Genomic DNA, 20,180 nt, shown 5'->3' with positions numbered 1-20,180 from the left:
CGTCGCCCCCATGTTGCCTGTGCCCCACACCGCTACCCGACGCATACCTCACATAACCACGGCATGGTGACCCGCCTCACAGCGACCCCCCAGGATTGCCGTCGGACCGCGCCGATTCGGGCGCTGAGATCACGGCGGGCGTAAGCCTTCGCATCCACCGCGAAGACGCCACAACAGGGCTCCCATTGGCCCCAACTGACACGTCATCCTCAGTTCCGGAAGTTTCCGGTGGCGGACATCACATTCGGACTAAACTGCAGGTCAGCGGCCATAAACCGGTCGCGAAACCACCCCGTTCAACCACTGGGTTGGTTAGCTGCGAAAAATTTGCTCTTGACTGCTTTGCGATGAAGTTACCCGGCGGTATAGTTAGCCCCAGTTACTGGTGGGTAACTTAGCCCTGAGTACCCAACCCCTACAGTCCATCTCATCGAGGAGAAATCGTGGGCCACTACAAGAGCAACGTCCGTGACCAGGTGTTCAACCTGTTCGAGGTCTTCGGCGTAGACAAGGCGATGGGTGAAGGCAAGTTCGCCGACCTGGACGCCGACACCGCCGGTGAAATGCTCAACGAGATCGCGCGCCTGGCCGAGGGCCCGATCGCCGATTCGTTCGCCGACGGCGACCGCAACCCGCCGGTCTTCGACCCCGCGACCCACACCGTCACCCTGCCCGCGCCCTTCAAGAAGTCGATGCGTGCCCTGCTCGACGGCGGCTGGGACAAGGTCGGCCTGAAGGAAGAGCTCGGCGGCATGCCGATGCCCCGCGCGCTGCAGTGGGCCCTCATCGAGCACGTCCTCGGCGCCAACCCGGCCGCCTACATGTACGCCATGGGCTCGGGCATGTGCGAAATCTTCTACAACAACGGCACCGACGAGCAGAAGAAGTGGGCCGTTCTGGCTGCCGAGCGCGGCTGGGGCGCCACCATGGTGCTGACCGAGCCCGACGCCGGTTCTGACGTGGGCGCCGGCCGCACCAAGGCCACCCAGCAGGCCGACGGCACCTGGCACATCGACGGTGTGAAGCGATTCATCACCTCGGCCGACTCGGACGACCTGTTCGAAAACATCATGCACCTGGTCCTGGCCCGCCCCGAGGGCGCCGGCCCGGGCACCAAGGGTCTGTCGCTGTTCTTCGTGCCGAAGTTCCACTTCGACCCCGAGACCGGTGAGCCCGGCGAGCGCAACGGCGCCTTCGTCACCAACGTCGAGCACAAGATGGGCCTGAAGGTTTCGGCCACCTGTGAGCTGACCCTCGGCCAGCACGGCATCCCCGCCGTCGGTTGGCTCGTCGGCGAGGTCCACAACGGCATTGCGCAGATGTTCGACGTCATCGAGCAGGCCCGCATGATGGTCGGCACCAAGGCCATCGCGACCCTGTCGACCGGCTACCTGAACGCTCTCGAGTACGCCAAGACCCGCATCCAGGGCGCTGACCTGACCCAGATGATGGACAAGACCGCTCCGCGCGTCTCGATCATGCACCACCCGGACGTTCGCCGGGCGCTGCTGACCCAGAAGTCCTACGCCGAGGGCCTGCGCGCCGTGTACCTGTACACCGCGTCGTTCCAGGACCCCGAGGTCGCCAAGGCCGTTCACGGTGTGGACGCCGAGCTGGCCTTCAAGGTCAACGACCTGATGCTCCCGATCGTCAAGGGCGTCGGCTCCGAGCGGGCCTACGAGAAGCTGACCGAGTCGCTGCAGACCTTCGGTGGTTCCGGCTTCCTGCAGGACTACCCGGTCGAGCAGTACATCCGTGACGCGAAGATCGACTCGCTGTACGAAGGCACCACCGCCATCCAGGCGCAGGACTTCTTCTTCCGCAAGATCATCCGCGACAAGGGCCAGGCCCTGGCGTTCGTCGCCGGCGAGATCGAGCAGCTGATCAAGAACCAGGACGGCAACGGCCGCCTGAAGGCCGAGCGCGAGCTGCTCGCCACCGCCCTGGGCGACGTCCAGAGCATGGCCGCCAGCCTGACCGGCTACCTGATGGCCGCTCAGGAAGACCCGAAGTCCATCTACAAGGTGGGCCTGGGCTCGGTGCGCTTCCTGCTGGCCGTCGGTGACCTGGTCATCGGCTGGCTGCTGCTGAAGCAGGCCGCGGTCGCCATCAAGGCGCTCGACGAGGGCGCCACCGGCGACGACCGCGCGTTCTACGAGGGCAAGATCGCGTCGGCGTCGTTCTTCGCCAAGAACATGCTGCCGCTGCTGACCAGCGTTCGCTCGGTCATCGAGTCCGTCGACAACGAGGCCATGGAGCTGGACGAAGCGTCCTTCTGATCCTCACCAAGAACAGCAGCCCCCGGCATTCGCCGGGGGCTGCTGTTTTTGGCTGTGCGCCAGCGCAGAACTCTTGCGAGTCGGCGCCTGCGTAGACGCACACCCAACGCGAGGGCGTCCCCTCGTCCCGTTGACCGTGCGCCACAGCAGAACTTCTATGAGTAGCCGTCTGCCAAGACGCACAGTCAACGCATCAGGTCCAGCGGAGGCCCTGGAAGGGGCGGCGTGCGCCCGGCAACTCCGAGTCCTGGCCGCCAGAGGCGATTCCACTCGCGCTCCACCCGCGCAATCACGGACGCCTTGCGATGCCCTGCGGCAACCCTGACATGGGTCCACCCGACTTGCGCGATGTAGTCGGCACGCTCGATGTCGTAGGCGAGCGACTCAGCATGTTGCGCACCGTCGTACTCGACCGCAAGCATCAGTTCCTCCCAGCCCATGTCGAGGAAATACTTCGGGTTGCCGTCGGGCCCAGGTACCGGTATCTGAGTCTGAGGTTTGGGAAACCCCGCGCCGATCAACGTCAATCGCAATCGAGTTTCCTGCGGCGAATGGCCGCCGGGGTCGAACAAGCCCAGCGCCGGCTCCAGTTGCCTCAAGCCCCTGGCATGCGGGTGGCGCGTAGCCAGCGCCAGAACATCGTCGGCCGTGAATCCGGTAGCTCGAGCCAGGGCGTCGAGGCGCGCCACAGCAGATCCGATCAGCTCCCGACGGCCAAGGTCGAACGCCGTCCGCTCCACGCTGGTGACGAGCAACCCGTCGACGCGGGTGACCTCGTCGCCGTAGACCAGGTCGCGGCGAGTGACCACGCCGCGAGGTGCGCGGATTTTGGCGCTGATCAGTTCAATGCGAATGTCGTCGGCCACCCAACTCGCGCCATGAAGAGCTGACGCAGCGGCTCCCGCGACGACGCCTTCCCGACCCGTCCACAACCACGCGGCTGTCGTGCGCTGCTGGAGCGACAGCTCTGTCCGCTTGTCCACGTAGATCTTCGGCATGAGCAGCCGGTAGTAGCGGCTGAGCTCGTAGCGGTTGAGCATGCCGGAGGCCAGGGCCTCGCTACCGACGAATGGTTCGGTCATAGCGACACCGTCTCCGCGGCCGCAGACATCTACTGCAGTGTCAGCCACACCGGAGGCGGCGCTTGTGGACGGATCGCGAACTGTGGATAGCCTGCGCCCGCGTGATGCCGGACGCACACTCGATCCCCGGCCATCTCCGCACCGGTTGACTGTGCGCCACAGCCGACTTTCTGCGAGTGGAGGCCTGCCAAGGCGCACGGTGAACTCCCGGGATCATTGACTGTGCGCCACAGCAGAATCTCTGCGAGTAGCCGTCTGCCAAGCCGCACGATCAACGCCTCGGCGCCCCGCGAGCCGAGCCGCGACCCGAGCCCCGCCCTGCCCGGCCCGCGAGCCCCACCTAGTCCGGCAGGCGCTGACTGATCTCGAACGCCAGGCACAGCTCGGCGACGTCGCGGGGACGGGACAGGGACCGTCCCGTCCGCTCCTCGATGCGATGCAGCCGGTGCCGAATGGTGTTGGGGTGACAGAAGATTGCCGCAGCCGCTTCGTTGGCGGAACCACCGGCGTCGAGCCACGCCTGGAAGGTCTGGGAGAGGACGGCCCGCTCCTCGGCGGGCAGCCCACGGAGCCCGCCGAGCACCGACTCCTCGATGCGGTTCATCACCTCGGGCGCGCTGACCGCGGCGAACGCCAGCGGCGCGTCGTCGAAGGCGCAGACGAAGCCGTCGCGGCTCGGCTTGCCGGCCACCGCCAGCCGGGCCAGGCGCAGGCCCTCGCCCGTCTCCGCCAAACTTGCGAACGCCGGGCTCAGGCCGACGCGCGCCGTCGCGATCTTGCGCAGCACCTCGACCAGCACGCCGTACGTCGCGTCCTGCCGCAGGTGCACGACGCCGACCTGCAGGTCGGGCAGCAGGCGCCAGGCCGAGCGGATGTCGCGGGCCGCGAGCTTGCTCGCGATCTCGGGTAGCCCGAGCTTGCCGATGGCCGGAATCTCCGCCGCCGCAACCACATACGGACCCGTCGTGGGCAGTCCCAGCAGATCGGCTGCCTCCCAGAGACTCTGGTTGTCGGTGATGCGCCCGAGCAGCACCGCCTCGACCAGAGCCGACCGCTCCTCTTCCCGATCCATGATCTGGCTGGTGAGCTGCTCGCGGTAGGCGCCGGTCATCGCCTGGGTGAACTCGTCCTGGCTCAGGAAGATGCGCGCACTGGCCTCGAGGATGGATTCGGTCGGGATGCCGGCCTCCCGCGCGGCGGCGACGCTGCTCTCCCACATGAAGCGGAAACCGATGCGATAGGCCGTCATCACCGCGGCCAACGGGATGCCCTCGACGGCGCGTTGCCGGCCGGTCGCTTCCGCCGGCGACAGGTCGGCCTCGCCGTCAGCGCAGAGGGTGTGGAACACGAAAGTCATGTTGGCGACGCAACTTTCGCGCACGTTGTCGCGCGCCGACGGGGTGGTGCGGTAGCCGTCGATGCGGCTGTAGATGCGGTCGGCCAGTTGCTCGCCGAGAGTCTCCACGCGCGTCAGCATGATCCGGCTGAGTTCCCGCATGTGCTCCTCGACCCCGGCCATCAGCCAACCTTAGGCGAGGCGCCGATTGTGGCCGGTCACATTTGGCGGTGGTCACTGTTGTTCCCGCCACCATCGCCTCTGGGACCGCGCGGAATCACGCTTGATACATGACCAACCTGAGCCAGAACCTCGTCGCCAGCGCCACCCGCCGCCCCGACAGCGTCGCGCTGCGCTGCGACGACCAGACCTACACGTACGCCCAGTTCGACGACGCCGCCGCCCGCGTCGCCACGCTGCTGCGGCAGGCCGGCATCGAACCGGGTGACCGCGTGGGCGTCATGCTGCCGAACGGTCCGGCCTTCGCCGCCGCGTTCTACGGGATCCTGTACGCCGGCGCCGTCGCGGTGCCGATGAACCCGCTGCTCAAGGCGCCCGAGATCGAGTTCTACCTCTCCAACACCACGGCGAAGGCCCTGTTCGCCCCGCCGGCCTTCGCCGACGAAGCGCGGGCCGGTGCCGCCGCGGCGAGCGCGGGCTGGTGGATCGTCGACGACGCCGGGTTGGCGGCGCTGATCGCGGACCTCCCGGCCCAACCGGCGCCGGTCGAGCGCGCCGGCGACGACACCGCCGTCGTCCTGCACACGTCGGGTACGACGGGCAAGCCCAAGGGCGCCGAGCTGACCCACGGCGGCCTGGGCCGTAATGCCGACGTCTGCGTGCGGACGCTGCTAAACATCGGGCCCGACGACGTCGTCATGGGTTGCCTGCCGCTGTTCCATGTGTTCGGCCTGACGTGTGGCCTGAACTCGGCAGTGCTGGCCGGTGCGACGCTGAGCCTGCTGCCGCGCTTCGACCCGGCCCGGACGCTCGAGTTGATCGAGCGCGACGGCGTCACCATCTTCGAGGGCGTGCCGACCATGTACTCGGCACTGCTGGCCGCGGCCGGCACGACGTCGACGGACACGCTGCGGATCGCCGTCTCGGGCGGCGCCGCGATCCCGGTACAGGTGCTGCAGGACTTCGAGAAGACTTTCGACTGCCCCGTGCTGGAGGGCTACGGCCTGTCCGAGACCTCGCCGGTGGCGGCGTTCAACCACCCGAACCGGCCGCGCAAGCCCGGTTCGATCGGTACGCCGGTCGAGGGGGTCGAGATGCGCGTGGTCGACAACGACGGCGCCGAGGTGGCGCAAGGCGAGCCCGGCGAAATCCAGATTCGCGGGCACAACGTCATGAAGGGCTACTGGAACCTGCCCGAGGCCACCGCGGAAGCCATCAACGCCGACGGCTGGTTCGCCACCGGCGACATCGCCCGGACCGATGAAGACGGCTACTACTACATCGTCGATCGCAAGAAGGCGCTCATCATCCGTGGCGGTTTCAACGTCTACCCCCGCGAGATCGAAGAGGTGCTGTACACCCACCCGGCGGTCGCCGAGGCGGCTGTCGTGGGCATCCCGCACGACTCGCTCGGCGAGGAGGTCGGCGCCGCCGTCAGCCTCAAGCCCGGCATCGAGGTCGCCGCCGATGAACTCCGCGAGTTCGTCAAGAGCCAGGTGGCCGCCTACAAGTACCCGCGACGCATCTGGTTCCTCGACGACCTGCCCAAGGGCCCGACCGGGAAGCTCCTCCGTCGCGAAATCACCATCCCCACAACGGAAAGCGACAACTGAGATGGCAACCCTGCACCCCGAAGAGCTCGCCGCACCACTGGACCTGCTACTGACCAGCGCCACCAAACCGTTCGCCCGCCGGATGCTGCCCGACCAGACGTGGGCCCGCATGGCCGTCAGCCTGGCCAAGCAGCCCGGCACTCTGCTGGAGCGTGGCAAGGAGCTGGCCGGCGAGCTCGGCGAGATCGCCACCGGCGACTCCGACCGGGCACCACAACGCGCCGACAAGCGCTTCAGTGACGCTGCGTGGCAACAGAATCCACTCCTGCACCGCATCATGCAGGGCTACCTCGCCGCATCGGACACCGCTGAGAAGCTGTTCTCCGACGCCGATCTGGACTGGCGCGACGAAGCCCGCATGCGGTTCGTCTTCGACAACGCCATCGAGGGCCTGGCCCCCACCAACAACCCGTAGATCAGCCCGCTGGGCTGGAAGGCGATGATCGACACCGGCGGCCTCAGCGCCGTCCGCGGTTTGAAAGCCTTTGCCCGCGACATGATGTCGTCACCCCGGGTGCCGGCCATGGTCGAGCCGGACGCCTACACCGTCGGCGAGACGGTCGCCGTCACCAAAGGTGCTGTGGTGCTGCAGACCCGGATGTTCGAGCTGATCCAGTACGCACCCCAGACCCCGACCGTCCACACAGTGCCGCTGCTGATGGTGCCGCCGGTGATCAACAAGTACTACGTCATGGACATCGCTCCGGGCCGCAGCATGATCGAGTACTTCGTGCAGCAGGAGCAGCAGGTGTTCGCCATCTCGTGGCGCAATCCGCAGGCCCGGCACAAGGATTGGGACATCAACGCCTACGGCGCCGCCATCATCGAGGCCATCGACGCGGTGCGGGCGATCTGCGGCACGGCCGGCGCCCACCTGATGGCGAGCTGCTCCGGTGGCATCATCACCGCCATGACCGCGGCACACCTGGCCGAGACCGGCGACGCCGACAAAGTCGCCAGCCTCACCCTGGCGGTGACGGTGCTGGACCAGGACCGCGCCGGATTCGCTTCTGCCGCAATGAGTGACCGCGCGGCACAGGCCGCGATCGCCACGTCCGCGAAGAAGTGCTATCTCGACGGCAAAGCCATGGCCGAGATGTTCGCCTGGCTGCGGCCGACCGATCTGGTGTGGCGGTACTGGGTGAACAACTACGTGCAGGGCCGCAGCCCGGCGGCGTTCGACGTGCTGTTCTGGAACGCCGACACCACCCGCATGGCGGCCGCACTGCACCGCGACATGGTGTTGATGGGCCTGCACAATTCACTGGTCACGCCCGGTGCGGTGAGCATGCTCGGCACACCCGTCGACCTGTCCAAGATCACGTGCGACGCCTACGTCATCGGCGGCATCGCCGACCACATCTCGCCGTGGCAGGCCACCTACCGCAGCGCGAAGTTGTTGGGCAGCAAGGACAACCGCTACGTGCTGTCCACCAGCGGCCACATCGCGGCACTGGTCAACCCGCCCGGGAACCCGAAGGCGTCGTACCGGATCGCCCAGGTGACCGATGGAACGCCGGAGGAATGGCTGACCGAGGCCGAAAAGTCCAGTGACTCCTGGTGGCCCGACTACGTCGCGTGGCTGGCCGAACGCAGCGGCGACGACATCGACGCCCCGACGACGCTGGGCGCCGAGGGCTTCATCGCCGTCGGCCCCGCACCCGGCACGTACGTGCTGCAGAAATGACCGTCACCGAGCGGTATGTGTCCGTCGGCGGTCAGCGGCTTCGGGTCCGGGTTGACCGCGGCACCGATCCCAATGCGGTTCCACTGGTGCTGTGCAACGGCATCGGCGCCAGCCTCGAGGTGCTCGACCCGTTGGTCGAGCACCTGCCGGACACCACGATCATCCGGTTCGACGTGCCCGGCACCGGCGGATCGCCAACATCGTTCGCGCCCTATGGCTTTCCGTACTTGGCCTGGGTCATGGGGCGGATGCTGAACAAGCTGGGGTTCACCGTCGTCGACGTCCTGGGCCTGTCCTGGGGCGGGGCGCTGGCACAGCAATTCGCGTTCCAGAACCCGCGGCGCTGCCGTCGGCTGGTGCTGGTGGCCACCGGAACCGGGGCGGTAATGATTCCCGGGCATCCTCGGGTGCTGGCGAAAATGTTGACGCCGAAGCGGTTCTCGAATGCGTCGTACGCCGCCTCGATCGCCGGGGAACTCTACGGTGGCACGGTCCGTCAGCACGGCGACGACATCGCGAAGCTGTTCCTGCAGCAGCTGCATGCGGGTTCGAAGATGGGCTACGTGCACCAGCTGATGGCCGGCGCAGTGTGGACCAGCATCCACGCGTTGCCCGCTGTCCGTCAGGAGACGCTGATCGTGGCTGGCACGGACGACCCGATCATCCCGGTGGCCAACGCGCGCATCATGAATTTCCTGATGCCGCATTCGCACCTGCACCTGCACTCCGGCGGGCACGTCGACCTCATCACCAACGCCGACGAGTTGGCACCGGTGATCGCCACGTTCCTCAATGAGCCGGGGGCACGCGCCTGAACGAGCTTGGGAAACGCGTCTGATCGCGGGCAGTGGGCACGTGCCGGGCCGACCCAGCGCAGACCTCTCTCCCTTGGCACATGCGATCTGGAGCGGTCAACGTGCCTTGACCGTCAAGGCACGTTGACCGCTCCAGACGAAACATGTGCGGGCAGACGCCCGACTAATCGAGTGTCCGGTCCCGGAACCGGCTGTGCAGGGCTTGCTTGGAAACGCCGAGAACACGGGCAATCTCGGGCCACGTCCACCCGGCCGAGCGGGCCTGGATGACGGCCTGGTCATAACACTCTTTCGCGGCGGCCAGTCCGTCACGAGCATCGGCGAGGGCGCGCACGCTGTTTCCGCTGTAGAAGTCGGCCAACACCGGGTCGGGTTCGGGTTCACGCTCCTCGAACACGTCATCGTCGGGCAAGTCGTCATCGAGGCCATTGAGGGCACGGTAGGCGCCCTCCTCGCCCAGGAGATCCACCAGCGCACGACGACCCAGCTCACGCATGTACGGGTCATCACTCGGTCCACCCATGCTTTACCCCTCCCCAGAGATATTCGGGAAGTATGCGCGCGGGCACCGACAGGTCCCGCGGACTTCTAGGACATGTTCGATCTGGAGTGGTCAATGTGCCTTGACGGTCAAGGCACATTGACCGTTCCAAATCGCATGTGCCGCAGGAGAGCCGACACGCCAATTCCGACACGCCGACAACGCCAGCAAGGACGGCGGGGTCGGTCGGGCTCGGGCGGCGGCCGGTAAGAACTGCGGGCGGTCCGTCGGGCTCAGGCGACGACGCCGGTAAGAACTGCCGGCGGTCCGTCGGGCTAAGGCGACGCCGGCAAGAACCGCGGCCCGCACAACCGGATTCAGGCGATGACGCCGCCGACGAGATGGCCGACAAGATAGGTGGCGCTCAACGCCAGGGCGCCGCCTATCACGTTGCGTGCCACAGCCTTTCCGACGGATGCGCCACCGAGCCGGGCCGACACCACGCCCGTGATCGCCAGCGCCAGGAGCACCGCGAACATGGTCACCGGAACGCGGAGCGCCATCGGGGGCAGCAGGATCGCGATCAAGGGCAACAACGCCCCGACGGTGAACGACACCGCCGACGAGAACGCCGCCGCCCACGGATTCGCCAAATCACCTGGCGTGATACCCAATTCGACCACCGCATGCGCCGCAAACGCATTGTGATCGGTCAGCTCCTCGGCGGCGGTGCGGGCCGTCGGCGTCGACAGTCCCCGGCCTTCCAGCAGGCCGGCCAGCTCCTCGAGTTCGGCCGCGGGATCTTCTTGAAGCTCGCGCTTCTCCTTGGCCAGCAGGGCCTGTTCGGTGTCGCGCTGGGAACTCACGGACACATACTCGCCCAAGGCCATCGACACCGCACCGGCCACCAATCCGGCCATACCGGCGGTGAAGATCGGCCCGCGCTCCACCGTCGCGGCCGCGACACCGACGACGATGCCGGCAGTCGACACAATGCCGTCATTGGCGCCGAGCACGCCGGCGCGCAACCAGTTCAGCTTCGACGCAACCGAACCCGCGTGGGGCTCGGCATCATGGGACGAGATCGCCATTCCTGCAACGCTATGCGGGCCCGCGCCGATCCGCCAGCCAATGAAGCCTTGCCAAACCTGCTCAGGATTCCAGTTTTTTGAGCACCGCGCGGGTCCGGGCCCGGCCTTCGGCGGACGGCTCGAACGTCACGCCGACGTACTCGTCGACACCCGCGGCCTCGAGTTCGGCCAGCCGGTCGCGCACCGTCAGCTCATCGCCGATGATCGCGATGTCCTCCGGACCCGCGTAGCCCTCGCGGTCGAGCATCGCCCGATACGACGGCAGGTGACCGTAGATCGCGAACTGCTCGGCGGCCTGCTTGCGGGCGCCGTCGACATCGTCGGTCACGGCCACCGGAATCGCGGCGACCACCCGGACCGCATCGGCGCGGCCGGCGTCCGCGGCTGCCTGACGCAACGTCGGACTGACATGGCCCGCAAGGGTTTTCGGCCCCGTCATCCAGGTGACGGTGCCCGCGGACCGCCGTCCGGCGATCTGCAGCAGCTTCGGCCCGAGCGCGGCGATATACACCGGCGGGGTCGGTGCGCCAGGGATGATCAGCGCACCGCGGGTGGTCACTGTCTCGCCCGTGGCGTCGGCCTTCTCACCGTTCAGCAGTGGCAGCAAGCCGTCGAGGTATTCGTTGAGCCGGCGTACCGGCTTGTCCCACGGGATGCCCCACATGCCCTCGGTGACGGCCTGGTGCGTCATCCCCAATCCGAGCAGCAGGCGTCCACCCGCCATCTGGCTGATGGTCAGTGCCCGCTGCGCCAGCAGCATCGGGTGCTGATTCTGGATGGGCAGCACACCGGTGCCGGCCTCGATACCGTCGACCTCGCGCAGTCCGACCGTCAGGACCGTGAGAAGGTCTGGCTCATAAGGCATCTGGGCGAACCAGGCCCGGCGGAAGCCCTCGTCACGCAGCTGGTTCAGGTACGCGATGGTGTCATCGACGGGGGATTTGAGACCACTCAACGAACCGATGATGCTGATCTGCACGGGATGCTCCTTGAGGCCGGATTGTGTCACCTGTGAGTATCGAACCATGACGATCGACGCGCCAGAGACTGCCCGGCTGCAATATTTCGGACCCAACTGGTTCGCGTCGGTAATGGGCACGGGCATCGTCGCGACCGCGGCCGCGTCCCTGCCGGTGCACCTGCCGGGGCTGCGGGGATTCGCCGAAGGCGTCTGGGTGATCGCCACCGCGCTGCTGGTGCTGCTGATCGTCGCGGTGTCGGTGCAGTGGGTGCGCCACCCCACGGTGGCGCGCAGCCAGGTGCGCAACCCCCAGATGACGCACTTCTACGGCGCGGCGCCGATGGCGCTGATGACCGTCGGCGTCGGCGCACTGCTGCTCGGCAAGGACCTGATCGGCACGCGCTTCGCCGTCGACCTCGACTGGATCCTGTGGACCGCGGGCACCATCGGGGGCCTGTTCACCGCGATGACCATCCCGTTCCTGATGTTCACGCAGCTGGAAGTCGGCCCGGACGCCGCGTTCGGCGGCTGGCTGATGCCCGTCGTGCCCCCGATGGTGTCGGCGGCCTCCGGCGCCCTGCTGCTGCCGCATCTGCCGCCGGGCACGGCCCGCACCACGATGTTCTACGGCTGCTTCGCGATGTTCGGGCTGTCGCTGATCGCCGCGCTGATCATCATCACGATGATCTGGAGCCGGCTGGCGCACTACGGCACTTCGGGCTCGGCCCGCGTCCCGACGTTGTGGATCGTGCTGGGCCCGCTGGGGCAGGGCATCACCGCCGCGGGGCTGCTGGGGACGGCGGCAGCCTCGGCGATCAGCCCGGAGCTGGCCTCGGGCATGAACATCTTCGCGGTGTTGTTCGGCGTCCCGGTGTGGGGTTTCGCGGTGCTGTGGATCAGCCTCGCCAGTGCGCTGACCGTGCGGACCATGCGGCGCGGCATGCCCTTCGCGCTGACGTGGTGGAGCCTGACGTTCCCCGTCGGCACCTTCGTCACCGGCACGTCGCAGCTCGCCTTGCACACCGGCCTGCCGGCGTTCCGGGTCGCCGCCGTCGTGGCGTACGTCTTCCTGCTGTGTACCTGGGGACTGGTTGCGGTGCGCACGCTGCGTGGCAGTGTCGGAGGCAGCCTGTTCACCCCGCCGCCCGCCCCGGCGGCCATCCACAAGGACCCGAAATGATCGACACTGCGCGGGTGTACGACCCGGTTGATCCAGCCCAGCCGCCACGGGTGACAGTGGACCGCCTGTGGCCCAGAGGGATCCCCAAGGAAGACCCGCGCGTCGGCACCTGGATGCCGCACGTCGCGCCGTCGAACGAGCTACGCAAGTGGTACCACGCGCATCTGGATCAGTACGACGACTTCGCGGCCCGCTACCGCGAGGAGCTGGACTCCTCCGAGGAGCTGGCGAAACTCCGGGCGATGGGCCCCGTCACCCTGACGACCTCGGCCAAGGACGTCACCATCAGCCACGTGCCGATCCTCGCGGCCCTGCTGTAGGGATTTGTGCACGAAAATCCGCGGGTCGCGCGGAAAATCGTGCACAAATCACCCCGAACACGAGAGTGCCCCGTGCCTCCGTCAGGTCGGGGGTCAGACGGAAACACGAGGCACTTGGGGTATCGCTGACGGTTCGCGGGGCGTTACACCCGAGCGATTTGTGCACGAAAATCCGCGGCCGGCGCGGAAAATCGTGCACAAATCGCTGGTCTACGCCTCAAGAATCGCGGTGACGCCCTGGCCACCTGCGGCGCAGATGGAAATCAGGCCGCGGTAGGTCCCGGTCCCTCCGTTCGCGGCCTTCTTCTCGGCGAGCTGCTTGGCCAGCTGGGCCACGATGCGGCCGCCGGTCGCGGCGAACGGGTGCCCCGCGGCCAGCGACGAGCCGTTGACGTTGAGCTTGGACCGGTCGATCGAGCCCAGAGGCGCATCCAGGCCGAGGCGCTCCTTGCAGTACTCGGGCGACTCCCAGGCCGCGAGCGTCGCCAGGACCACGGAGGCGAAGGCCTCGTGGATCTCGTAGAAGTCGAAGTCCTGCAGCGTCAGGCCGTTGCGGGCCAGCAGGCGCGGCACGGCGTAGGTCGGGGCCATGAGCAGGCCGTCGGTGCCGTTGACGTAGTCGACGGCGGCGGTCTCGGAGTCGACGAAGTAGGCCAGCACCGGGATGTTGTGCTCGGCGGCCCACTCGTCGGTCGACAGCAGCGCCACCGACGCGCCGTCGGTCAGCGGGGTCGAGTTGCCGGCGGTCATGGTGGCGTCGCCCAGCTTCACGCCGAAGACGGGCTTGAGCTTGGCCAGCTTCTCGGTCGACGAGTCGGCCCGCAGGTTGTTGTCGCGGTACAGGCCCAGGAACGGGCTGACCAGGTCGTCGAAGAAGCCACGGTCGTAAGCGGCGGCCATGTTCTGGTGGCTGGCGGCGGCCAGGGCATCCTGGTCGGTGCGCTTGACGCCCATCTCCTTGGCGGTCTGGGCCGCGTGCTCGCCCATCGACAGGCCGGTGCGGGCCTCGCTGTTGACCGGAATCTCGACGCCGACGGCGGCCGGCAGCTTGCCGACGAGCTTGAGGCGGTCGACGTTCGACTTGGCGCGGCGCAGGCTCAGCAGCACGCGGCGCAGGTCGTTGCCGAGGGCGATCGGGGCATCCGAGGCGGTGTCCACACCTCCGGCGGCGGCCACCTCGTAGCGGCCGGCGGCGATGCCGTCAGCGGCAGCGATGGCCGACTGCAGACCGGTGCCACACGCCTGCTGGAGGTCGAAGGCCGGGGTGTACGGCGACAGCGAGGTGCCGAGCACACATTCGCGCATGAGATTGAAATCACGGCTGTGCTTGAGGACCGCGCCACCGATCACCATGTCGAGCTTCTCGCCCTTGAGGTTGAAGCGGTCGATCAGACCGTCCAGCGCGGCGGTGAACATGTCCTGGTTGGAGGCATTTGCGTACGCGCCGTCGGATCGGGCGAAGGGAATGCGGTTACCACCCAGGACTGCCACGCGGCGGCGGCTGTTGGACTCGGCCACGGTTTTTCTCCAGTTCGTTGACGTTCGAGGACTGAGGCAAGATGTTGCTTGACGCCCATATTACCCACCGTTCTTACTCTGGAGTAAGTTCGTCTCTGACAAGACGGTTCCGTCTATACGACACACGTCCGCAGAAAGGTCCGCAATGGCTGACGTCCTCTCCCAAGTCCTCACCTCCGGTCCCGGCTCGTTCCTGGCCAAGCAGCTCGGCGTGCCGCAGCCCCAGCCGCTGCGCCGCTACAAGGCCGGCGAACCCCCGCTGAACGGCCCGCTGCTGATCGGCGGCGAAGGCCGTGTCGCCGAGCCGCTGCGCGCCGCCCTCGCCGACGACTACGACCTCGTGGGCAACAACGTCGGCGGCCGCTGGGCCGACTCCTTCGGCGGCCTGCTGTTCGACGCCACCGGCATCACCAAGCCCGAGCAGCTCAAGCAGCTCCACCAGTTCTTCACCCCGGTGTTGCGCAACCTCGCCGCCAACAGCCGCGTCGTCGTCGTCGGCACCACGCCCGACGAGGCCGCCACCATCGACGAGCGCATCGCCCAGCGCGCCCTCGAAGGCTTCACCCGCTCGCTCGGCAAGGAGCTGCAGCGCGGCGCCACCATCGGCCTGGTCTACCTGTCCGCCGCGGCTTCGCCCGCCGCCTCGGGTATCGAGTCGACCGTCCGCTTCCTGCTGTCGGGCAAGTCCGCCTACGTCGACGGCCAGGTGTTCTACGTCGGCGCCGCCGACTCCGTCGCCCCGGCCGACTGGGACAAGCCGCTGGCCGGCAAGGTCGCGCTGGTGACCGGCGCCGCCCGCGGCATCGGCGCGGAGATCGCGCGCGTGTTCGCGCGGGACGGCGCCGCCGTCGTCGCCATCGACGTGCCGCAGGCCGCCGACGCACTCACCGAGACCGCCGCGGCCGTCGGTGGCACGGCGCTGGCCCTGGACGTGACGGCCGACGACGCCGTCGCCCAGATCGTCGCCCACCTGACGGAGCACCACTCGGAAACTTCGGGGGGCAAGGCTCACATACTCGTCAACAACGCCGGCATCACCCGCGACAAGCTGCTCGCCAACATGGACGACGCCCGCTGGGACTCGGTCATCGCCGTGAACCTGCTTGCGCCGCAACGTCTTGCGCAGGGCCTGGTCGAGAACGGCACCATCGGCTCCGGTGGACGGATCGTCGGCCTGTCTTCGATGGCCGGTATCGCCGGTAACCGCGGCCAGACCAACTACGCCGCCACCAAGGCCGGCATGATCGGCATGACCGATGCGTACGCCGAGGTGTTCGGTGAGAAGGGCGTCACCATCAACGCCGTCGCGCCGGGCTTCATCGAGACCAAGATGACCGACGCCATCCCGCTGGCCACCCGCGAGGTCGGCCGTCGCCTGAACTCGCTGTTCCAGGGCGGCCTGCCGGTCGACGTCGCCGAGCTCATCGCCTACTTCGCCAGCCCCGCGTCGAATGCCGTGACCGGCAACACTATTCGGGTCTGCGGCCAGGCCCTGTTGGGAGCGTGACCTGATGTCGCAACCCAACGGATTGCTCAACATGGCACGGGCGGTGGCGGGTGCGCTGCCGTTCGTGTCGCGGGGCTCGACCCTGCCGGCCCGCACCGTCACGGTGTCGGGCCTGACCATCGACCCCAAGAACGTCGCCGAGTACGCCGCGGTGACCGGGCTGCGGTTCGGCGACACCGTGCCGCTGACGTACCCGTTCGCACTGACCTTCCCGACCATGATGTCGCTGGTCACCGGCTTCGATTTCCCTTTCGCCGCAATGGGTTCGGTGCACATCGAGAACCACATCACCCAGTACCGGCCCATCAAGGTGACGGACAAGCTGGACGTGGCGGTGCGGGCGGAGAACCTGCGTGAACACCGCAAGGGCCTGCTGGTCGACATCATCACCGACATCAAGGTCGGCAATGACCTGGTGTGGAACCAGGTCACGACGTTCCTGCACCAGCAGCGGACCAGCCTGTCCGGCGGGCCGAAGCCCGAGCCGGTCAAGCAGCCGAAGCTGCCGCCGCCCAATGCGGTCATCAGCATCACGCCGGGCCAGATTCGGCACTACGCCGATGTCGGCGGCGACCACAACCCGATCCACACCAGCTCGATCGGCGCCAAGCTGTTCGGCTTCCCGACCGCTATAGCGCACGGGATGTTCAGCGCTGCAGCGGTTCTGGCCAACATCGAAGGCCAGCTACCCGATGCCGTTCGATACTCCGTGAAGTTCGGCAAGCCCGTGCTGCTGCCGGCCAAGGTGGGGCTGTACGTCGAGCCCATCGACGGCGGCTGGGAGCTGGCCCTGCGCAACCTGTCGAAGGGTTACCCGCACCTGACGGCGACGGTCACCGAGCTGTAGCTCTCGTGCGCGCCCGGGCGTGTCGGCTCTCCTGCGGCACTTGCGATTTGGAGCCGTCAACTTTCCTTGACCCGTCAGGGAAAGTTGACGATTCCAGCCGAAACATGTTGGGAGACCGGGCTCAAAGCTCGCAATCAACGTGACGTTGATCGAGTAGGTTCAGTGGATTCTCGCGACCTACCTCGGGCTCGGCGACCCAGGCGGGAGGAGGTGGACCACCGGGCGGCCGGTGTCGTCGACCGTGACCCGGGCCGCAACACCGTAGACCGACGAAATCAGTTCCGCGGTAAGGACTTCGGCGGGTGCCCCGGCCGCGACAACCCGCCCTTTGTCGAGCACGACCAGCCGGTCGCAGAACAACGCCGCCAGCGTCAGGTCGTGCAGCGTCACCACCGCCGTCACCGGCAGCGCGCGGATCAGCGCCATCAGCTCAAACTGGTGCCGGACATCAAGGTGGTTGGTGGGCTCGTCGAGCAGCAACTCGCGGGGCACCTGGGCCAGCGCCCGGGCGATCTGCACCCGCTGCTGCTCACCACCGGACAGCGTGCGCCAATCCCGGTCGCGCAGGGCTGTCGTCTCGATCTGGTGCAGGGCACGCTCGACGGCGCGGCGGTCGGCCTCGGTATCACCAGACCAGATGCCGCGGTGCGGAATTCGGCCCAGCCGCACGATCTGGCCGACGGTCAGGTCGAGCTCGGTGCTGACCTGCTACTCGACCACCGCGACCCGTTGCGCCACCGCGCGACGACGATGACCGGCGAGCGGACGTCCGTCGAGCAGCACGGCACCAGTGTCGGGATGCCGTAGCCCGGCCAGCAACCGCAACAGCGACGACTTGCCGGCGCCGTTGGGCCCGAGCAGCCCCAGCGTCTCACCGTCGGCCACGACCAGCGACACCCCGTCGATGACGAGCCGACCGCCCGTCGACCAGCTGACGGATTCAGCGGCGAGCCCGCTCGTCATCGAAACCTCCGGCGCCGAGCCAGAATCCACATGAAGATCGGCACACCGACGAGCGCCGTCACCACGCCGACCGGCAACTCCTGCGGCGCGAATACGGTGCGGGCGGCGGCGTCGACCCAGACCATGAAGATGGCGCCGGTGATCGCGGTGACAGGCAACAGCCGGCGGTGCGACGGCCCGACGATCATCCGGGCCGCGTGCGGCAACACCAGCCCGACGAAACCGATTGCGCCGGCGGCGCTCACCAGCACGGCCGTCAGGAGAGCCGTCGTCGCCAACAAGACGGCGCGCACGCGCCGCACCGAGACACCCAGCGCGGCGGCCGCATCATGGCCGAACGCGAACGCGTCCAAGGCATCTGACTGCAGCCAGCAGATGGCCAGGCACGCCGCGCACACCAGACCGCACAGTGCCACCTGAGACCAGCTCGCCCCGGCCAGCGAGCCGAGCAACCAGAACAGCACCCCGCGGGTCTGCTGCGCGTCGGCGGAGGAGAAGACGACCAAGGCGGTCGTTGCCGAAAAGAGCTGAGTGCCGGCGACCCCGGCCAGCACCACCCGGTCCGGCCCGCCGCCGGACACCGCGGCGAGGGCCAGCACGAGCACGAACGCGAGCACCGCACCGACGAACGCCCCGCCCGACAGCGTCAGGGCGCCACCGATCCCCGCGACGACGACCAGCACCGCTCCCGTGGACGCACCGGACGAGATGCCCAGCATGAACGGGTCGGCCAGCGGGTTGCGCATCAGCGACTGCAGGATCGCGCCGCAGATCGCCAGGCCCGCGCCGCAGATCGCGGCGAGCAACGCGCGGGGCAGTCGCAATTCCCAGACGATGCCGTCATCGATCGGCGCGATGTCGGCGGCGCGTCCCCAAAGATGTTGCGCGACGACGGCATACACGTCACCCACGCCGAGGTCGGCCGGCCCGATGACCATGGCCGCCACGATCGACAGCACCAGCCCGACCAGGCCGAGCGCCACCATCCCGGCGGTGCGCACCGCCGTCAGGACTTCCCGCCCAGTCCGAATGCGCGGAGCCCGGACGCGACGGTCTCGACGGCGTCGACGTTGCGCAGCGACGGATCCATCGCGCTGGCCGGCAAGATGATCCACCGCTTCTCCCGCACGGCCTTCAACTTGCTTGCGGCCGGGTCGGTTTCGAGGAACTTGATCTTGTCGGCGACGCTGTCGCCGTCCTTGCCCCGGGTGAGGTCGGCGAGGACCAGCATGTCGGGGTCACGCTGCAGGATGGCCTCCCACGAAATCTCGGGCCACAACTGCCTGCTGTCGGCGAACGCGTTGCGCGCCCCGACCGCGGTGGTGATGATGCCGGGCGCTCCGCAGCAGCCCGCGATGTACGGAGTTCTGGTACCGGCGTACCACCACATCAGGGAGACACCGTCGGCCCTGAGACCGATGGTTGCGGTCGCCATGCGCGCCCGCAACGTCGACACCAGCTTGTCCCCGCGCTCTGAAACCCCGAAAATCCGGGCGACATCGGCGATTTCGGCATACATGTCGTCGAGCGTCAACGCCCGCGCCTGCGGCGCGTCCTGACCGCCGCACTCACTGGAGGACTGATACGTCGGCACCCCGAGGCGCTCGAACCGCTCCCGTGGGGCGACGCCCTGATCGGTGAACGACCAGTCGAACGTCGCGTAGACGAAGTCGGGCTTCTCTGCCAGTACCCGCTCGAACGACGGGAAATCCCGGCTCAGCACAGGCGCTTTGGCGTTGTCGGCGGCGAGGTCGGGCCGGACGGCGTCGCTCCAGGACGCGGTGCCGGCCATCCGGTCGGCGAGCCCGAGCGCCAGGAGCAGCTCGCTGGCCGGCTGGTTGATCGAAACCGCGCGCTGCGGCGGCGATTTCACCGTCACCGTGCGTCCGCAGTTCTGCAGCGTGACGGGATAGCCGGCGGTTCCAGCGTTGACGGTTCCTGTCGCCCGCGGACCGCTACACGAGCAGACGAGCGAAACAACCAGTGAGACAAGCAGAATGGTACGTCGAGACACGGCGGCGCCTTCCGATCCGGGACTCAGGTCGCGGAGTCCATGCGTGGGCGGGACCTCGCGCCGCCAGGCCGCGAGAACCCGAGCCAGCAGGTCTTCGGACTCGGGATCATCCAGGCCGGAGCGCCTTCCCAGCCCACGTGGGGCCAGTGGCCGTTGCTCCGCCTGTCCCCCTTACCGCTGCGCGTCAGTTCCGGTTTCGCACCGGATTCCCTGACCCAACCGCGTTGGGTTCGACTGGCTCGAATCGGACCATACCAGCGGCGTGGCGGGCCGGCGCCGGCGTGTCGCTGCCGGCGGCGTGTTGTT

At 67.8% G+C, this 20,180-nt stretch carries 15 protein-coding genes, 2 pseudogenes and 1 riboswitch; of the genes and pseudogenes, 8 read left to right on the top strand and 9 right to left on the bottom strand.

What is annotated here, in order from left to right:
- Positions 1–443 precede the first annotated feature (443 nt).
- The gene (locus tag ACJH6J_RS12215) at positions 444–2,279 is read left to right on the top strand and encodes an acyl-CoA dehydrogenase (RefSeq protein ID WP_133425841.1); all 1,836 of its coding nucleotides are present in this window, start codon (positions 444–446) and stop codon (positions 2,277–2,279) included.
- Between the two features lie 185 nt (positions 2,280–2,464).
- Here ACJH6J_RS12215 and ACJH6J_RS12210 read toward each other — a convergent pair whose 3' ends face one another.
- Both ACJH6J_RS12210 and ACJH6J_RS12205 read right to left on the bottom strand, forming a co-directional pair.
- Positions 2,465–3,361 (bottom strand): DUF559 domain-containing protein, encoded by an 897-nt coding sequence (locus tag ACJH6J_RS12210; protein ID WP_406801657.1) that lies wholly within the window; start codon positions 3,359–3,361, stop codon positions 2,465–2,467.
- 340 nt (positions 3,362–3,701) lie between these two features.
- Positions 3,702–4,880, bottom strand: coding sequence for a PucR family transcriptional regulator (locus tag ACJH6J_RS12205; RefSeq protein ID WP_406801656.1), 1,179 nt, complete (start codon positions 4,878–4,880; stop codon positions 3,702–3,704).
- Between the two features lie 107 nt (positions 4,881–4,987).
- Here ACJH6J_RS12205 and ACJH6J_RS12200 point away from each other — a divergent pair, with 107 nt between their 5' ends.
- The 3 genes and pseudogenes from ACJH6J_RS12200 to phaZ all read left to right on the top strand — a co-directional run bounded on the left by ACJH6J_RS12200 (position 4,988) and on the right by phaZ (position 8,992).
- Complete coding sequence (locus ACJH6J_RS12200) at positions 4,988–6,490, top strand: long-chain-fatty-acid--CoA ligase (protein WP_406801655.1); 1,503 nt, start codon at positions 4,988–4,990, stop codon at positions 6,488–6,490.
- 1 nt (position 6,491) lies between these two features.
- Positions 6,492–8,177: pseudogene (locus ACJH6J_RS12195) on the top strand (PHA/PHB synthase family protein).
- Positions 8,174–8,992: a poly(3-hydroxyalkanoate) depolymerase gene (gene phaZ, locus ACJH6J_RS12190; RefSeq protein ID WP_406801654.1), complete on the top strand. Its 819-nt coding sequence runs from the start codon at positions 8,174–8,176 to the stop codon at positions 8,990–8,992. The pseudogene ACJH6J_RS12195 and the gene phaZ overlap by 4 nt, the downstream one beginning before the upstream one ends.
- Positions 8,993–9,155: 163 nt before the next feature.
- Here phaZ and ACJH6J_RS12185 read toward each other — a convergent pair whose 3' ends face one another.
- The 3 genes from ACJH6J_RS12185 to ACJH6J_RS12175 all read right to left on the bottom strand — a co-directional run bounded on the left by ACJH6J_RS12185 (position 9,156) and on the right by ACJH6J_RS12175 (position 11,591).
- Positions 9,156–9,515 carry a hypothetical protein gene (locus tag ACJH6J_RS12185; RefSeq protein ID WP_406801653.1) on the bottom strand — a complete coding sequence of 120 codons (360 nt, stop codon included), beginning with the start codon at positions 9,513–9,515 and terminating at the stop codon, positions 9,156–9,158.
- 335 nt (positions 9,516–9,850) lie between these two features.
- Positions 9,851–10,564 (bottom strand): VIT family protein, encoded by a 714-nt coding sequence (locus ACJH6J_RS12180; protein WP_406801652.1) that lies wholly within the window; start codon positions 10,562–10,564, stop codon positions 9,851–9,853.
- Between the two features lie 61 nt (positions 10,565–10,625).
- Positions 10,626–11,591 (bottom strand): TIGR03564 family F420-dependent LLM class oxidoreductase, encoded by a 966-nt coding sequence (locus ACJH6J_RS12175; protein ID WP_406801651.1) that lies wholly within the window; start codon positions 11,589–11,591, stop codon positions 10,626–10,628.
- Here ACJH6J_RS12175 and ACJH6J_RS12170 point away from each other — a divergent pair.
- Together ACJH6J_RS12170 and ACJH6J_RS12165 are read left to right on the top strand one after the other, a co-directional pair.
- Entirely contained in the window at positions 11,590–12,705 is a 1,116-nt protein-coding gene (locus ACJH6J_RS12170) for a TDT family transporter (RefSeq protein ID WP_406801650.1), read from the top strand. The two genes, ACJH6J_RS12175 and ACJH6J_RS12170, sit on opposite strands and share 2 nt — an antisense overlap.
- The gene (locus ACJH6J_RS12165; RefSeq protein ID WP_406801649.1) at positions 12,702–13,025 is read left to right on the top strand and encodes a DUF488 domain-containing protein; all 324 of its coding nucleotides are present in this window, start codon (positions 12,702–12,704) and stop codon (positions 13,023–13,025) included. The genes ACJH6J_RS12170 and ACJH6J_RS12165 overlap by 4 nt, the downstream gene beginning before the upstream one ends.
- Before the next feature lie 210 nt (positions 13,026–13,235).
- Here ACJH6J_RS12165 and ACJH6J_RS12160 read toward each other — a convergent pair whose 3' ends face one another.
- The gene (locus tag ACJH6J_RS12160) at positions 13,236–14,543 is read right to left on the bottom strand and encodes an acetyl-CoA C-acetyltransferase (RefSeq protein WP_406801648.1); all 1,308 of its coding nucleotides are present in this window, start codon (positions 14,541–14,543) and stop codon (positions 13,236–13,238) included.
- A 145-nt stretch (positions 14,544–14,688) separates the two neighbouring features.
- Here ACJH6J_RS12160 and ACJH6J_RS12155 point away from each other — a divergent pair, with 145 nt between their 5' ends.
- Positions 14,689–16,050, top strand: a complete 1,362-nt coding sequence (locus ACJH6J_RS12155; protein WP_406801647.1) for a 3-oxoacyl-ACP reductase — start codon at positions 14,689–14,691, stop codon at positions 16,048–16,050.
- 4 nt (positions 16,051–16,054) lie between these two features.
- Positions 16,055–16,897, top strand: coding sequence for a MaoC/PaaZ C-terminal domain-containing protein (locus tag ACJH6J_RS12150; RefSeq protein WP_406801646.1), 843 nt, complete (start codon positions 16,055–16,057; stop codon positions 16,895–16,897).
- Positions 16,898–17,074: 177 nt separating this feature from the next.
- Here the strand turns inward: ACJH6J_RS12150 and ACJH6J_RS12145 are convergent.
- From ACJH6J_RS12145 to ACJH6J_RS12135, 3 genes and pseudogenes are all read right to left on the bottom strand, one after another.
- A pseudogene (locus ACJH6J_RS12145) lies at positions 17,075–17,860 on the bottom strand (ABC transporter ATP-binding protein).
- Positions 17,857–18,846, bottom strand: coding sequence for a FecCD family ABC transporter permease (locus ACJH6J_RS12140; protein WP_406801698.1), 990 nt, complete (start codon positions 18,844–18,846; stop codon positions 17,857–17,859). The pseudogene ACJH6J_RS12145 and the gene ACJH6J_RS12140 overlap by 4 nt, the downstream one beginning before the upstream one ends.
- A 20-nt stretch (positions 18,847–18,866) precedes the next feature.
- The gene (locus tag ACJH6J_RS12135; RefSeq protein ID WP_406801645.1) at positions 18,867–19,874 is read right to left on the bottom strand and encodes an ABC transporter substrate-binding protein; all 1,008 of its coding nucleotides are present in this window, start codon (positions 19,872–19,874) and stop codon (positions 18,867–18,869) included.
- 67 nt (positions 19,875–19,941) lie between these two features.
- Positions 19,942–20,128, bottom strand: a riboswitch (cobalamin riboswitch).
- Between the last annotated feature and the right edge of the window lie 52 nt (positions 20,129–20,180).

Source organism: Mycobacterium sp. SMC-18 (assembly GCF_045310895.1).
Taxonomy (GTDB): Bacteria; Actinomycetota; Actinomycetes; order Mycobacteriales; family Mycobacteriaceae; genus Mycobacterium.
Note: the sequence above shows the minus strand (reverse complement) of the source record. Positions and strands in the feature narration are given on the sequence as shown.